Source organism: Phytobacter ursingii (assembly GCF_001022135.1).
Taxonomy (GTDB): Bacteria; Pseudomonadota; Gammaproteobacteria; order Enterobacterales; family Enterobacteriaceae; genus Phytobacter; species Phytobacter ursingii.
Genome location: NZ_CP011602.1, coordinates 4,751,318 through 4,765,390 on the forward strand (window position 1 = coordinate 4,751,318; position 14,073 = coordinate 4,765,390).

At 45.6% G+C, this 14,073-nt stretch carries 17 protein-coding genes; 7 read left to right on the forward strand and 10 right to left on the reverse strand.

The genetic code is table 11. From position 1 onward, the window contains the following. Positions 1-51 precede the first annotated feature (51 nt). Entirely contained in the window at positions 52-474 is a 423-nt protein-coding gene (locus AB182_RS25940; protein ID WP_082137099.1) for a DUF2787 family protein, read from the reverse strand. A gap of 454 nt (positions 475-928) precedes the next feature. Beyond that, entirely contained in the window at positions 929-1,306 is a 378-nt protein-coding gene (locus AB182_RS25945) for a helix-turn-helix domain-containing protein (RefSeq protein ID WP_047372579.1), read from the reverse strand. A 153-nt stretch (positions 1,307-1,459) separates the two neighbouring features. Here AB182_RS25945 and AB182_RS31135 point away from each other — a divergent pair, with 153 nt between their 5' ends. The 5 genes from AB182_RS31135 (at position 1,460) to AB182_RS25965 (ending at position 3,724) form a co-directional block, all read left to right on the forward strand. Beyond that, positions 1,460-1,591: a helix-turn-helix domain-containing protein gene (locus AB182_RS31135; protein WP_223883639.1), complete on the forward strand. Its 132-nt coding sequence runs from the start codon at positions 1,460-1,462 to the stop codon at positions 1,589-1,591. Further along, positions 1,572-2,093, forward strand: a complete 522-nt coding sequence (locus AB182_RS25950) for a hypothetical protein (RefSeq protein ID WP_047372580.1) — start codon at positions 1,572-1,574, stop codon at positions 2,091-2,093. The genes AB182_RS31135 and AB182_RS25950 overlap by 20 nt, the downstream gene beginning before the upstream one ends. 13 nt (positions 2,094-2,106) lie before the next feature. Continuing rightward, complete coding sequence (locus tag AB182_RS25955) at positions 2,107-2,475, forward strand: hypothetical protein (protein ID WP_047372581.1); 369 nt, start codon at positions 2,107-2,109, stop codon at positions 2,473-2,475. A 66-nt stretch (positions 2,476-2,541) separates the two neighbouring features. Next, entirely contained in the window at positions 2,542-3,012 is a 471-nt protein-coding gene (locus tag AB182_RS25960; protein ID WP_223883567.1) for a hypothetical protein, read from the forward strand. A 181-nt stretch (positions 3,013-3,193) separates the two neighbouring features. Further along, a complete protein-coding gene (locus AB182_RS25965; protein ID WP_047372582.1) occupies positions 3,194-3,724 on the forward strand; it encodes a hypothetical protein in 531 nt (176 codons plus the stop codon). Between the two features lie 157 nt (positions 3,725-3,881). Here the strand turns inward: AB182_RS25965 and AB182_RS25970 are convergent, their stop codons facing one another. From AB182_RS25970 to AB182_RS25990, 5 genes are all read right to left on the reverse strand, one after another. Beyond that, entirely contained in the window at positions 3,882-4,550 is a 669-nt protein-coding gene (locus AB182_RS25970) for a hypothetical protein (protein ID WP_047372583.1), read from the reverse strand. A gap of 108 nt (positions 4,551-4,658) precedes the next feature. After that, entirely contained in the window at positions 4,659-5,381 is a 723-nt protein-coding gene (locus tag AB182_RS25975) for a DUF2290 domain-containing protein (protein ID WP_047372584.1), read from the reverse strand. Positions 5,382-5,383: 2 nt separating this feature from the next. After that, complete coding sequence (locus AB182_RS25980) at positions 5,384-7,465, reverse strand: DEAD/DEAH box helicase (RefSeq protein WP_047372585.1); 2,082 nt, start codon at positions 7,463-7,465, stop codon at positions 5,384-5,386. Between the two features lie 234 nt (positions 7,466-7,699). Further along, positions 7,700-8,980, reverse strand: a complete 1,281-nt coding sequence (locus tag AB182_RS25985; RefSeq protein WP_047372586.1) for a tyrosine-type recombinase/integrase — start codon at positions 8,978-8,980, stop codon at positions 7,700-7,702. Positions 8,981-9,178: 198 nt separating this feature from the next. Continuing rightward, complete coding sequence (locus AB182_RS25990; RefSeq protein WP_047372587.1) at positions 9,179-10,042, reverse strand: YicC/YloC family endoribonuclease; 864 nt, start codon at positions 10,040-10,042, stop codon at positions 9,179-9,181. A gap of 124 nt (positions 10,043-10,166) precedes the next feature. Between AB182_RS25990 and rph the strand changes: the two genes are divergently transcribed. After that, a complete protein-coding gene (rph, locus tag AB182_RS25995) occupies positions 10,167-10,883 on the forward strand; it encodes a ribonuclease PH (protein WP_047372588.1) in 717 nt (238 codons plus the stop codon). Positions 10,884-10,971: 88 nt separating this feature from the next. Continuing rightward, the gene (gene pyrE, locus AB182_RS26000; protein WP_047372589.1) at positions 10,972-11,613 is read left to right on the forward strand and encodes an orotate phosphoribosyltransferase; all 642 of its coding nucleotides are present in this window, start codon (positions 10,972-10,974) and stop codon (positions 11,611-11,613) included. Positions 11,614-11,704: 91 nt separating this feature from the next. Here the strand turns inward: pyrE and slmA are convergent, their stop codons facing one another. The 3 genes from slmA to coaBC all read right to left on the reverse strand — a co-directional run bounded on the left by slmA (position 11,705) and on the right by coaBC (position 14,068). After that, positions 11,705-12,301 carry a nucleoid occlusion factor SlmA gene (gene slmA / locus AB182_RS26005; protein ID WP_039080112.1) on the reverse strand — a complete coding sequence of 199 codons (597 nt, stop codon included), beginning with the start codon at positions 12,299-12,301 and terminating at the stop codon, positions 11,705-11,707. A gap of 119 nt (positions 12,302-12,420) precedes the next feature. Beyond that, a complete protein-coding gene (dut, locus tag AB182_RS26010; protein ID WP_039080113.1) occupies positions 12,421-12,879 on the reverse strand; it encodes a dUTP diphosphatase in 459 nt (152 codons plus the stop codon). Continuing rightward, positions 12,857-14,068, reverse strand: coding sequence for a bifunctional phosphopantothenoylcysteine decarboxylase/phosphopantothenate--cysteine ligase CoaBC (gene coaBC, locus AB182_RS26015; RefSeq protein ID WP_120785470.1), 1,212 nt, complete (start codon positions 14,066-14,068; stop codon positions 12,857-12,859). Before coaBC ends, dut begins: the two co-directional genes overlap by 23 nt. Positions 14,069-14,073: the final 5 nt, after the last annotated feature.

A 14,073-nucleotide genomic window follows, 5' to 3' on the forward strand; every position in this document is an offset into this window, starting at 1 on the left:
GACGTCATGAGTACTTTTATTACTGCGCGCGTGGTCTGACTGCTCTGATTATCAGCATTCCTGCTGAACGGTAACCGTGTAAATCTTCATCCGGCAGTAGCGGATAAAGTTGCGCTGCCACAGCTCGAACAGCGCCCCGCCTTCTTCTGCATCCGTGTCACCCGTCAGGGTGTGCCATATGTAGCGCTGGCTCCAGCAGACATCGAATTCCTTCTCCAGCTCCGGCCACGGGTGGCCCATATAGCTGAAATCGGTCACGTAGTCGAAATACCAGCCATCCGCATGACGGGTGAGACGGATTTCCACCGGGTGGAAGCCACCGGATTCTGCGGAGTATTTCTGGTCACGGAAATTCAGGGTAACGGCAGGAGGGATAAGCGGTGGCGGGGGTAAGTATTTAGTTATTATTTTTATAAAGGCCCGGCTGACGGGTAAGTGCAGCCCTGACTGATGGACAGTCATATTCTCTTTCATGATGAACTCCGTTTATTGATGACGGATATATGGAACCGGGTGATGCATATTTACGGTGAAAACAGTAGCTTTTTGTATGGCAATATTTTCTGACTGAGCTGCCATGACAGCTACAGAAATAACGTCATTTTCCGGCAGGTAAATATATGCAGCCGTTATTCATTCTGTAATGACTTACTGATAGTGATGAATCGTGGACATCAGCAGTTCTCCCGAAAAAAGGATAATAAGGACGGTGGGGGATATATGGCATCATGCCATGAATGCTGACACACACAAAACATACGCGTGTCAGCACATTCAGTATAGCAAAATGGCATGCACAAAGCAATGCCATTTTTGAGAGATAGCATGTAAATTCAGTCGGTTACTATGCATTATATATTGAAGAGATTAATCCAAATCCTGCATTACTCATTCTTATATTTATGCACGGAGAATAAATGTCAGGTGATTATTGAGTATATTCGTCAAGAAATAATATCAGTACCCGCCGCTGTTCCCGAGTCAAACGGGGCCATATCTGCTCCAGACGTCGTTTAAGATCAGCATCCTGTATCGGTATATATTCCTGATGTTCTTCTACCACTCCTTCAAACTCCGGCTGGCAGTCTATAAAAAACCAACTGATGGGCGTATTCAGGCCAGCAGCAATATTGACCAGATGTGATACATTGATCTTGTTTGTTCCCCTTTCATACCTGGAAAGCTGCTGCTGAGAGATATCAACCTGCTCGGACAGTTGTTGCGCCGTCATCCCCAGTTCCTTGCGCCGCATTTGAATACGCTGGCCAACTTTCTTGTCAGCAGTATCCGATGTCAACTTTGCCATAGGTTCCTTCGCTCCCGGTAATGTCTGTAACCGGAAGTTTGTGGGGTTTTTACTCTTGCATGAATATCCGTTATGAACTATAAAGAGCCATTTACTCTCTTATAGATAGATGAAAACAAAAAAGAGAAAATCAGTGTGATGAAACAAGCAGCAATGGAACGCCACTATACAGGGGCGGAACGGCTGATTGCACAGGCTTTGAATATGCGTCCGGAGGACGTCTGGCCTCAGCGTTACCGGAACAAAAAAACAGGCGGGGAAAGGAATGAGTGTGAGCGTCAGTGAGGTGGTGAACAGTTTCAGATATCTCTATGCATCCTTGTGGCGGAAGGAGTTCACCAAAACATTGTGTCCCGGCGAATACAGCGAAAGAGAACTCTTACCCCTGCTCAGATTCTACCTTTTAGGCTGGTTCGGGGATAAGGTGTCGCCGGAGGTGCCGGGGATATTGCCGGGTGCCCTGCGGGGTTCCGGTCGGCTGGATTTTTTGATTGATGACGTGGCGGTGGAGTTTGCTGTCAGACGGCGATATGACCGGGCCTGCACACTGCGTCCGGAATATCAGGCAACAGAAGTCAAAAAACTGCTGAAATACGACGGGAAAGGGGTTCTGATACTTTTCGACTTATCATATTCTCCGCTGACGCTTTCTGTTATCAGAGAGTACAGGTCTTTACCCGCTATGGGGAATCACATCAAAACCTCGTTTCATGTCGCCTATTTTTACCGTAACGAAAACGGCGAAACAGACCACATTCGCCGCCACGTGCGTATATTCAGAAAATAAAGCGGGGATGACTATGAGTACCATGCAGTTCGAAGGGCAATGCGTTTTTAACGAAGGTGATTCCTTCATATTTAATACATTCCGCATCACTGAACGCGGAGATATTCTGGTTGAGATATCCGGTGACAGCATTACTGACCGTTACTCACTGAACTGTCGGCTGCAAAAAGAAAACGGCAGATACAGTGGCTGTGGCGTAATTGAATATTCAGGGAATAAAAGCATACGGACAGACACGGTCTTTCTGTCGATACAGGAAAGTGATATATCGTTCAGGGCCGATATCTGCATGATTAAACGAGGCCAGTGGGAATTAAAAACCCCGGAAGGAAATAATATATATTATTTCAGCGGTGAACTTGAGCGGATAATGGCTGACTGATACCGGTGAAAGTCGCAACAGGAACACATTACCGTACATACTGAGATACTGTTTACAGGGGAATATATGAAAATCCTTATCCCGGCTGTGCTTTTTGTTTCCACGGCTGTATCAGCAAAATGTTTAAATCATGACCCGGCATTTCCGGGTTCCTATCTCGGGGGGATGCAAAACACGATGGTTGTGGCCCCGACTGAAAGCGGGTATGTAGGGATGCCGATGACAGATTATGTCTGTAGCCAGTATTATATACTCAACAATCCGGTTGTCCGCATCAATGTGCGTGGCGGAAATACCAGACTGCGCAATCAGGTAGTAACCATCGATATCATGGGCAGGTATATGAACTCAGGAAACCCTGCTTTTACCAGGCTCGCACGCATCAGTCAGACACAATTTCAGCCACTACAGAGTGACAGTGAGAATTTCACACCGGCCTCTGACCTGGAGAGAGTGAAGGAACTGGTCTCTGACCTGCAGGCATCCGGGTACAGTTACGTAGACTCCGCATTTATGAATCCCGGCAACACCTGGTAATCTGCTCTGCATTATGATGCCAGAAATCATATCCGTCACTGTAAGTACATGATTACGCGCGAAATTATGTAATAATGATATTTTATTGCTTTAGCAGTGAACGGATTCATTCGCTCATTAAACAATGTGTGGGACTGATTTATAGCCCAGCTAATAAAGAGACGCCAGCACCGGGGTTATCATGCATAATAAGAAAAGTAAATATAAACACCAGTCTTCTTTCTGGATGTATTTAAAAAAATGTGGGTGTTACCGTGTTAAGTGCGGTAAGTTTACCGATGTATATGGTGATATAAGTTTCAATACAGAAGCAGGCAGAAGGCTGCGAATTCCTGCCAGTGTTAATTTTCATGGACAGGTCAGAATCACGCAGACAAACAAATTATCGCCGAACATCACCTTCTTCAATGAATTTCACGTTTTACCTCTCGCCATCGATACAATTGATACTCACAAAACTCCTCATCTCCGTATTCCGGAAAGTACACGATTTATGTCCTGTGTTTTTCTGAATACCTTCCACGGGAGATGGCCGGAAAGCATCCATACCATTAAAGGCCATTTTTTCTGGACATACTCGTATATCAGGAAAATGCCGGAGGTATTTTCTGTTCATGGGGATATGAACCTCAGTGGTTCAAATATTAAAAAATGCTTGCATGAGCTGGAGTTAAAGGGTGATGTAATAATTCCGGGAATAAAGATTCGATAACTAATACTGAATTATTAAATGAGGTATGATTTTAAGTGCTTGATATATTGAGAACTATTATCCTGTTTCTATGAAATTTAAGTTTGGAGATAAGTTAATAGAAGCCATCCTGGATTATATTTGTTATCTGGAATGGCTTATTCTCTAATGTTCTTAGTTAGTCAGTTTTTTTGTTTAAAGTTGGAGTAGGTAAGTTCGTATTAAGAAAAAAGAGATAAGAATCTTCTTTCTCCATTTTGCTGTTAAGCATAGTCTGTATTTTATCGATATTTGTTTCCCCATGTAAACATGACAAAAGTTTGTCTATAATATATTCATCCAATGGGATTTTTGCGTTTGTGAAACCACCATTTTGGGGTGTTCCGAGATTTACTGTAGGCAGTATATCGTCATCATTTCTAAAAGTAACAATATAATGTTCTGTTACAGCTACCATATCATCGCATTGATCATAAAGTCTTTTTTTCTCGGTATTTGAAAGCTCATTATAAGGTTCGTTTTTGGCCTGACCAATAATCGCTTTTTGTAATTTAACACTGGTCTTATCGTGCCAGTTTATTAGCAGGCTGAAATCACATCCATTTTTGCTTTCCGCAGAATTCCGCCCTCTATCGGTCATCTTTGCTGAATAAAAATCTAGGTAATACCCATCGCCAAAAAAAATCTCATCTGTCTGCAATGCTGAGAAAAGGGCTATAAAATATGAGTCTTCTGTTCGGTAATTTATGTGTCTTAGTTTTCTTATTATTCGATGCAATCTTTTTTTTAACGCTTGTTTTAGTTCATTATATACAAAGTCCGGTATTCCCATGTTTTGTGCACTCATTAACAGACATTCCCGTATTGAAATTTTTTATTAATAGCTCTTAACATCATATTAGTAAATCAATCTCATAATGCATATTGATTATAATAAAATAGAGTTAGTGCGAACTCATCTTTGATAATTAAAGTGCATTTTGTTTTTATGATGCTGAGTTAGCATGTCATTGTTTTCCCAACTTGGTAACCCATTAACAAGAACTCCTTCCAAAGGAATATGAGAATAAAAGTTTTCAACAAGAAACTTCATAAACATCCTTATACATAATGGTGTTTTTACAGGAATTCTGCACTCCTCAGAGCTTATATGCAAGTGTACGTCAGGATGAGCATCTTTTTGATAGTCTGGTACTATGCAATAGTCAAATCTAATAGGGCTCTTACCATAAATCCCTTTTATATTGACTGAAGGGGATTTATTTGGGGCAGTTATAAAATCCTCTAATGCATCACTGCCTTCTTTTAATATTAGTTGTATTTTATATACTATATCATCAATTTCATTAATATCAGCCAACTCGATTGGAGATGGATACCAACATAATCTATGCCCTACAATTTCATTTCGATGTATTGTATATGAGATTTGAATAATTGATCCATCGAATAATACTAGCGTGTAATGAGAACCTAATAGCAATGTCAAATATTCTGATAGTGATGAGAATTCATTTTCCTTTAGTACAATATTATCACTATTCCAGCTGACTAATAACTTTCCTTCTCCCGCTTGGCGAATACATGAACTATTAGAGTCTAAAGATAACCCAGCCTTATCCCATTCAAAACATAACTTATTCAAATGTTGCATCATCGTTTCAGGTCTTATTGCCATGATTATTCCCCAAATATCCCTCGAATGTCTTCAGGTACATCTTCCAATGTAAGCTCTCCACTGCTGAGCATTTTTTTAATTCTTTTTATTTGCTCAAAGCTTGTCGCTAGTTCATTACGCTGTTCCTCGCTCTTATCACCATATGTATTATCCATCTTATCCATAACTCCTGGTTCGGGGTAAGTAAACGAAAGACGGTAGTTTTGATTAACAACTTCTTCATATTCTTTCATCAACACATCCATTTCAGGGCCTACACCATTAATACGTAACCATGCCTTTGTTCTGGTTATTGCTGTAAATAAAGAATTCCTCTTCTTGCCTAGCTCATACCCCCCTTGATAGAACTGAGCATTCATCACATAAACCATGGCTGCTTCGTTACCCTTAGCACGATGTATATGTGTTATGGCTACAGATTTCTCTTTAAAAATAAGATCCCTACTAGAATCTTTCCCCACTATATGACAATCAATATTTAAATTTCGTAACTCATAAGTTAAATAAGCAGCTTGCTTTGCCATAGTATAAGGAACAGGATAAATTATTAATATATCGCTTGGCTCAAGCTCCTGATTCTCAATATTTTCTTTAATTTGATTTGCCACCCACTTTGCTTGCTCTTCATTTGTAGTGTGTTTATTAACAACAATAGCATTTTCAGGATTTATAAGATCATAAAAGAAATCTGGAGTTCTATCTTTAGCTCTTTGAAGAGTTACTCCTGATCCAAATCGGAGGTTACCACCAACTGTTTCAAAGCCAATATTATTCCAGAATGTTGGCTCTCTGAACATCCTCACTAGTCCACCTTCACGATAAATACCAAGCCCAAATGCTAAAGCTAGAGTAAGAGTCCATGGTGGATTTCTATAACAAATGGGGAGCATAACATCTTGCTGAGGTTTATCTTTTAAATTTTGCAAAGTGACTAGAGGGATTGAGTTTTCGTCTGCCCCGAATAAGTCTTCCGGAGGCAGCATCTTATACTCTCCTAAGTTTTGTAGTTCATCATATGCCCAGACGATTTTTTGGGGATCTCTAGTGAATTTATATACTAATTTAAAAAACTCTTCTGGGAAATCCTGTGCTTCGTCAATAAGCACGTAATCATAAATAGGAGGGAAATCTTTATCACCAATAAAATCAAGTAACTCTTTGCATATTCCTTTGAATGCATCGTCTCTTCCATATTTGGATTCGGCAGCATACCAGTTCATTGGGCTATAACTCAAATAATTACAAATCTCGGAATACACACCTTTTTCGGCTCCTCCCCATGCATGTTGAATCGTTAGGAAATTGTAGTCAGGTTCATCTTTCTTATGATCAAAATAAAACTTTTCTATAAGTCTCTTAAATTGCTGATATAGTGTGCGACTCTGGAATGTAACTACAATTCTCTTGTCATCTTCATAAGCATGTAGATAAGCAGCTTTCATAGCTAAGATAATTGTTTTACCTGAGCCCGCAAGCCCCCTTATTCGTTGAGGCTTATCGGGGCTTTCAATTGCAGCCTTTTTCTGCCATGAGTCTAAATTAGCTATTTCTTTTTCAATACTTTTCATTATACCGCCATAAGAATCTTCGCGCGTAACGTTGCTTCTTTTTTTGGACGGCTTTAGCACATCTGTCTTTTGTATTGTTGCATTAATCTGCTTGAATAATTGCAAATCTAATGCGTCAAACTCTGAAATCTTTTCAACTAAACTTTCCATAGTTGAAAATGAATCATCTTTTAATTCGTCATTCCTTATAGAAATAACTTTTATATCAAAGGCAAGATCTCTTCTTTTAAGTAACTCTTTCTGAGATAAGAACTTTTGAAATACACCTCTATAAAGCTCATCCTGATATTCAAAAATTTTATCAGTGTTTGTTTCACTGAGTGTTGTTAGATCAAATATTACTACACCATGCTGGAGGGTAATAAGCATTGCATCTGTTAACATTGCTTCGTTACCCGAGTCAAACATTGGATAACCAATATAAAGAGTGCCTTCTGCATCAAATGATGAAAGAGAACTGACTAACGCGTCTACAGCAGCAGGATTACTTTTTTTACCAAAAACAAAGTCAATCATATCAACTCCATTTAAATGTTATACTGAAATTTATAATCACTAACATAAATTTACCATACTTACAACGTTTTAAGATGTATTTTGCTGGGGCTGTTTTATATCGATCGAACAATTGGCTTAAAGCAGGACAGGACATTCATCAGCTTGCAATTTGAGGCAACTGCATGGCATGGTACAAGTATCTCCACCCCATTAATCCATTACGGTTCCATTACTCTTAGTAAAGTAATTCCTTCAATAGCGTTGTTTAACTGACTTTTTACTGTTTCTTATCGACGTAACATTATAATCCTCACCACGCTCCAGCGATTCCAACAATTCTGCCCATTGATCTAAGGCTGCTTTACGTTCCTGAAAGTACTCATAACGGTTATAAATGCCTTCAACGCCTTTGATGCGGTGGTTTAAACAGCGCTCTGCAACAACAGGGTCAACACCCAGTGCGGCTAAGTGTGAGCGTCCTGTGCGACGGAAATCATGGATGGTGAAATTTGGTACCTCGGGGAGGTTGCTGCGAACTTTTGCCAGCGCGACGGGCAGCGTGCTTTCCTGTATGTGAGGGATCATTCTGTGTTGCATTTTACGCGCAGGTAATACCCACTGGCTATTGAGTGACATTTGGCGTAGCTCTTTCAACCACTCAACGGTTATCGCTGGTAAGGGGATATCAATAGCATCACCGTTCTTTACCCGCTCGGCAGGTAAATGCCAGATGGCGTTATCTAAATCAAATTCAACCCACTGAGCAGCGCAGAGTTCCATTTTTCTACAACAGAGGGCAAGTAGAAGCTTCATGGTCAACTCGTTTTGCCGAGAAAATCCTTGAGTAATACGCATGGCCTGAAAGAATTTAATCAGTTCTTCTCTGGTCAGCCAACGTTCCCGGGATTTCTCTTTACCTCCAGCATCAGCGATCTCAAACGCTGTTGTGGGGTTGCTCTCCAGCATATGGCGTTTGATCCCATAGTTGAAGATGCGGCGGGTCCAGCGGAGGACATCATTGGCCACTGTAGGAGCGTTTCGTGCGATGATTTTCTGCAACATATCATCAATATGGCGAGGGCGAACATCTTCGATTTTAAGATGCCCAATATTTGGATTGATGTCTTTTTCGATACGACGGCGTAGGATATCTGGATGCTTCCAGTTCCCTAAGATCTGGCGCTCAAAGTACTCTTGGGCTAGTTCGGCAACCTTTAGGGCATTTTTTTCTTCTTCTATCTTTTTGAGCGCCTCAGCTTTGCGTTCCTGCTTTTCTCCTGCAACGTCGTAACCTAGCGCAACACGAGCGGAAAGTTCTTTAGCCGTTTCTCGTGCTTTAGCGAGTGAAAGTTCAGAGTAAGTGCCAATAACCATGGCTCTCTGTTTCCCGACAAACCGGTAGCGGAAGCGCCAGAATGGAATGGCGTAGTTTTTAGGAAAACATAAATACAGGCCATTACCATCAGAACGGCCATCAAATCGTTCCCCAGATCGCACCCATGCTTTGATCTGGATATCCGTTAGTTTCGCCATCACTCGTCCCCAATGAAGTTCTTACTGTGTACATAACTGTATGTGTACATAATCTGATTATATACACAACTATGTACACGGTAAACGTGCGCTGTAGTGAGATCATGTGAGATTCTATGGAATCAAAAAAGCCCGTTATTACACGGGCTTGTTGATATCTCTGCGATGTTGTGAGACTTCAAGAGTTCGACTTAGAATTTACTCGATATTCTGAATCTGTTCGCGCATCTGCTCAATCAACACTTTTAGCTCAATGGCGGAATTGGTGACATCGGCATTAATGGACTTAGACGCCAGGGTATTCGACTCACGGTTGAACTCCTGCATCATAAAGTCGAGACGGCGACCCACAGCCTCTTTCTTCTTAAGGATGTTCCAGGTTTCTTTGACGTGTGCGTCCAGACGATCCAGCTCTTCGGCAACGTCAATGCGCTGCGCCATGAGCACCAGCTCTTGTTCAAGGCGATTATTTTCGAGTTGAACCTGCGCATCTTCCAGTTTGGCAACCAGGCGGTCACGTTGCCACTGCAGGATTTCCGGCATCTGTGCACGCACTTTTTTCACTTCGGTGCTCACGCCTTCAAGGCGCTGCTCAATCAACGTTTTCAGCGCCTGGCCTTCGGTTTCACGGGAAACGATAAAGTCATCCAGCGCGCCATCAAGTGCTGACAGAATTTCGGCGGCAATCGCATCCAGATCCTGCTCCTGAGCGGCCATAACACCCGGCCAGCGCAGAATATCCACCGGGTTGATTTCGCCTTCATCGCTCTGCATTTTGACCCAGTTGGCGGCGTTCACCAGCTGCTTTGCCAGTTTTTCGTTGAGAATCAGCTCGCCTTGCGCGCTGGCATCAGGTTCAAAACGTAAATTACATTCGATTTTCCCGCGAGTCAGACGCGCACGGATGCGCTCGCGAACCACGGGTTCCAGGCTACGAAATTGTTCCGGCAGACGGAAGTAAGTTTCAAGATAACGCTGGTTTACCGAGCGCAGTTCCCAGGAGGCAGAGCCCCAGCTACCCTTGATTTCACGCCGGGCGTAGGCGGTCATACTGCGGATCATAGACGTTCCCGTTTTTTAAGGAGAGATGCGGGGATTATAGCTTTCACGGGCTTATCAGGATAGGAATAACCTCGGTAAGCCAGTATAATGCGCAGCCACATTCGTAACAGCCGGAGAAATCATCATGCGTCCAGCAGGCCGTAGCACCACCGAGGTGCGTCCCGTCACCCTGACTCGCCACTATACAAAACACGCAGAAGGCTCCGTGCTGGTTGAATTCGGTGATACCAAAGTGCTGTGCACCGCCACCCTTGAAGAGGGTGTACCGCGTTTTCTGAAAGGTCAGGGCCAGGGCTGGATTACCGCTGAATATGGCATGCTGCCACGCTCTACCCACACCCGTAATGCCCGCGAAGCGGCGAAGGGTAAACAGGGCGGGCGCACCATGGAAATTCAACGCCTTATCGCCCGTGCGCTGCGTGCGGCCGTCGACTTAACCGCGCTGGGTGAATACACCATCACCCTGGACTGCGACGTAATTCAGGCCGATGGCGGCACCCGTACTGCTTCCATCACCGGTGCATGCGTTGCGCTGGCCGATGCGTTGAACGCGCTGGTAAGCGCAGGCAAACTGAAAGCGAACCCGATGAAAGGGCTGGTGGCTGCGGTTTCTGTCGGCATCGTCAATGGCGAAGCGGTTTGCGATCTGGAATACGTTGAAGACTCCGCAGCGGAAACCGACATGAACGTAGTGATGACCGAAGATGGCCGCATCATTGAAGTTCAGGGGACCGCCGAGGGCGAGCCGTTCACCCATGAGGAACTCCTGACCTTGCTGGCGTTGGCCCGAGGGGGAATCGAATCGATTATCGCGACGCAGAAAGCGGCGTTGGAAAACTAGTTTTTAAGGCGACTGAGAAGTCGCCTTTTTTTTGTCCGTTAAAAAGAAAGAGCCTAATGAGGCTGGTTCTAAGATGAGGAGCGAATCCATGAAACAGTATCAGCGTGAGTTTATTGAGTTTGCGCTTAACAAACAGGTACTCAAGTTTGGCGAGTTCACCCTGAAATCCGGGCGTAAAAGCCCCTATTTCTTTAACGCCGGCCTGTTTAATACCGGGCGCGACCTGGCGTTGCTGGGCCGTTTTTACGCCGAAGCGCTGGTGGATTCGAAAATTGATTTCGACCTGCTGTTTGGTCCGGCCTACAAAGGTATCCCTATTGCGACCACCACAGCGGTCGCACTGGCTGAGCACCATGAGCGTGACGTGCCGTATTGTTTTAACCGCAAAGAAGCCAAAGACCACGGCGAAGGCGGTACGCTGGTGGGAAGCGCATTGCAGGGCCGCGTCATGCTGGTGGATGATGTGATCACGGCTGGTACGGCAATTCGCGAGTCCATGGAGATCATCAAGGCGCACGGTGCGACGCTGGCTGGCGTGCTGATCTCTCTTGATCGTCAGGAGCGTGGACGTGCGGATATTTCCGCGATCCAGGAAGTTGAACGCGACTACGGTTGCAAAGTGATTTCAATTGTCACCCTGAAAGAGCTGATTGCTTATCTGGAAGAGAAGCCGGAGATGGCTGACCATCTGGCTGCGGTACGGGCATACCGGAAAGAGTTCGGCGTTTGATAGTATTCCCGGTGGCGCCGCGCTTATCGGGGATACATCGATAAAGTTGCCCGGATAAGGCGGTTAACCGCCATCCGGGATAACTTATCGTTTACTGCAACTGCGCCGCCAGCAATGGCCAGCGTGCTTCAAACTCATCGGTCGGGCTGTATTTGAACTCGCTACGCACATAGCGTGACAGCATTCCTTCACAAAACGACAGCAACTGACTTGCCAGCAGCGTTTCGTCAGTGACGTAGCCTTCACCTTCACGCATCTTCTTTTCGCGCAGTACCTGACGAATCTGGGATTCGATACGCTCAAAAAGCTGATTGATACGCCCCTGTAAGCGATCCTGTTCAAACATCAGCGCATGACCAGTAAGAATGCGGGTCAGCCCAGGATTACGCTCACCAAACCCCAGAATCAATTGCACGATCAGACGCAGGCGCGCTGTGGTGTCCTTTTCATCTTTCATGATCAGGTTAATGCGTGTAATCAGGCTATCTTCGATAAACTCAATGAGGCTATCGAACATGCGTGTCTTGCTAGGGAAATGTCGGTACAAAGCGGCCTCGGAGACGCCAACAGACGCCGCCAGTTTTGCCGTAGTGATGCGTTGACTTCCATCGCTGGATTCAAGCATCAGTGCCAGAGACTGAAGTATTTCTTCGCGACGATTCCTTTTCGCGGTTTGTTTTTCTGCCATGTTGCAAAATACCCCTGAAATAAGCGCTTATCAGGCGAACATCCACGCGGCGGCCGCAAACCGGCGTTTGCGGAAATGTTATGGCGTTATGTCGCCGCAGGATGCGTTAAATGGGCTGCTTATTTACGCCCGGAGTGACCGAAGCCACCTTCACCACGATCTGTGGCGTCAAACTCTTCAACCAGATTAAATTCAGCCTGAACGACCGGAACAAATACCATTTGCGCGATGCGCTCACCGGGTTCAATGGTAAAGCTGTCCTGACCACGGTTCCAGACGGATACCATTAATTGCCCCTGATAGTCAGAGTCAATAAGTCCCACCAGATTACCCAGCACAATACCATGCTTATGGCCGAGGCCAGAACGCGGCAGAATCACTGCGGCAAGCGACGGATCGGCAATATGAATCGCCAGACCGGTTGGCAGCAGAGTGGTAGCGCCCGGCGCCAGCTCTACGGCGTCATCGAGACAGGCTCGCAGATCAAGGCCGGCAGAACCGGCGGTGGCGTAAGTAGGCAGTGGAAACTGCTTACCTACACGCGGGTCCAGAATCTTAACGTCGATTTTTTTCATCATAACGGGTAACGATCTCGTCCAGTAATAAGTGGCCTAACTCTTCCTTGCTCTTTAGCGGTAAATGTTTATCGCCATCCTGCCAGAAAAGATGTAAAGCGTTATTGTCGCTATTAAACCCTTGATCTGATTGCGAAACGTCATTGGCACAAATCAGGTCAAGGTTTTTGCGGGCACGTTTTTGCCGGGCATATTCTTCCACATTATTTGTTTCGGCGGCAAACCCAACGACATAGGGGCGATGCTCGGTCAATGCGGCGACACCGGCGACAATATCCGGGTTTTTGACCATTTTTATTGTTAATTCATCGCCTTGTTTTTTGATTTTTTCGTCGGCAATGGCGGCAGCGCGATAATCCGCAACGGCGGCACAGCCAATAAAAATATGCTGCTGCTGAGCGAGGCCCTGTACGGCGGCCTCCATTTCCAGCGCGGTGGTCACGTCAATCCGTTTTACCCAGGCTGGCGTTGCCAGTGACACCGGGCCTGATACCAGTGTCACGTTAGCGCCACGACGGGCGGCCGCCGCAGCGATGGCAAAGCCCATCTTACCGGAACTGTGGTTCGTAATATAACGCACCGGGTCCAGCGGCTCACGGGTTGGACCGGCGGTAATCATGATATTCAGATGTTGCAGATCGTTGACAGGCGAGAAATGCGCGGCGGCGAGATCAACGATGGTTAGCGGATCCAGCATCCGGCCCGGTCCGATGTCCCCGCAGGCCTGGCTGCCGCTATCGGGGCCCCACAATAACAGCCCGCGCGAGGCCAGCACCTCTAAATTGTGCTGCGTGGCGGCGGCGCGATACATCTGCTGGTTCATGGCGGGCACAACCGCAACCGGAGAAGGCGTGGCAAGACAAATCGTCGACACCAGGTCATTGGCCATACCCGCCGCAACGCGCGCGATTAAATCGGCGGTGGCGGGGGCGAGAATCACCAGGTCGGCCCATTTACCAAGCTCAATATGGCCCATTGCGGCTTCGGCAGCCGGGTCGAGCAGGCTGTCGGAAACCGGGTAGCCTGAAACGGCCTGCAGGCTCAGCGGCGTAATAAAGGCTTTCGCCGCTTCGGTCATCGCTACGCGCACATCGGCGCCCCGATCGCGCAGACGACGCACCAGTTCAGGCGCTTTATAAGCCGCAATACCGCCGCTTATGCCGAGAACGATTTTTTTACCCGCCAGACTCATCATGA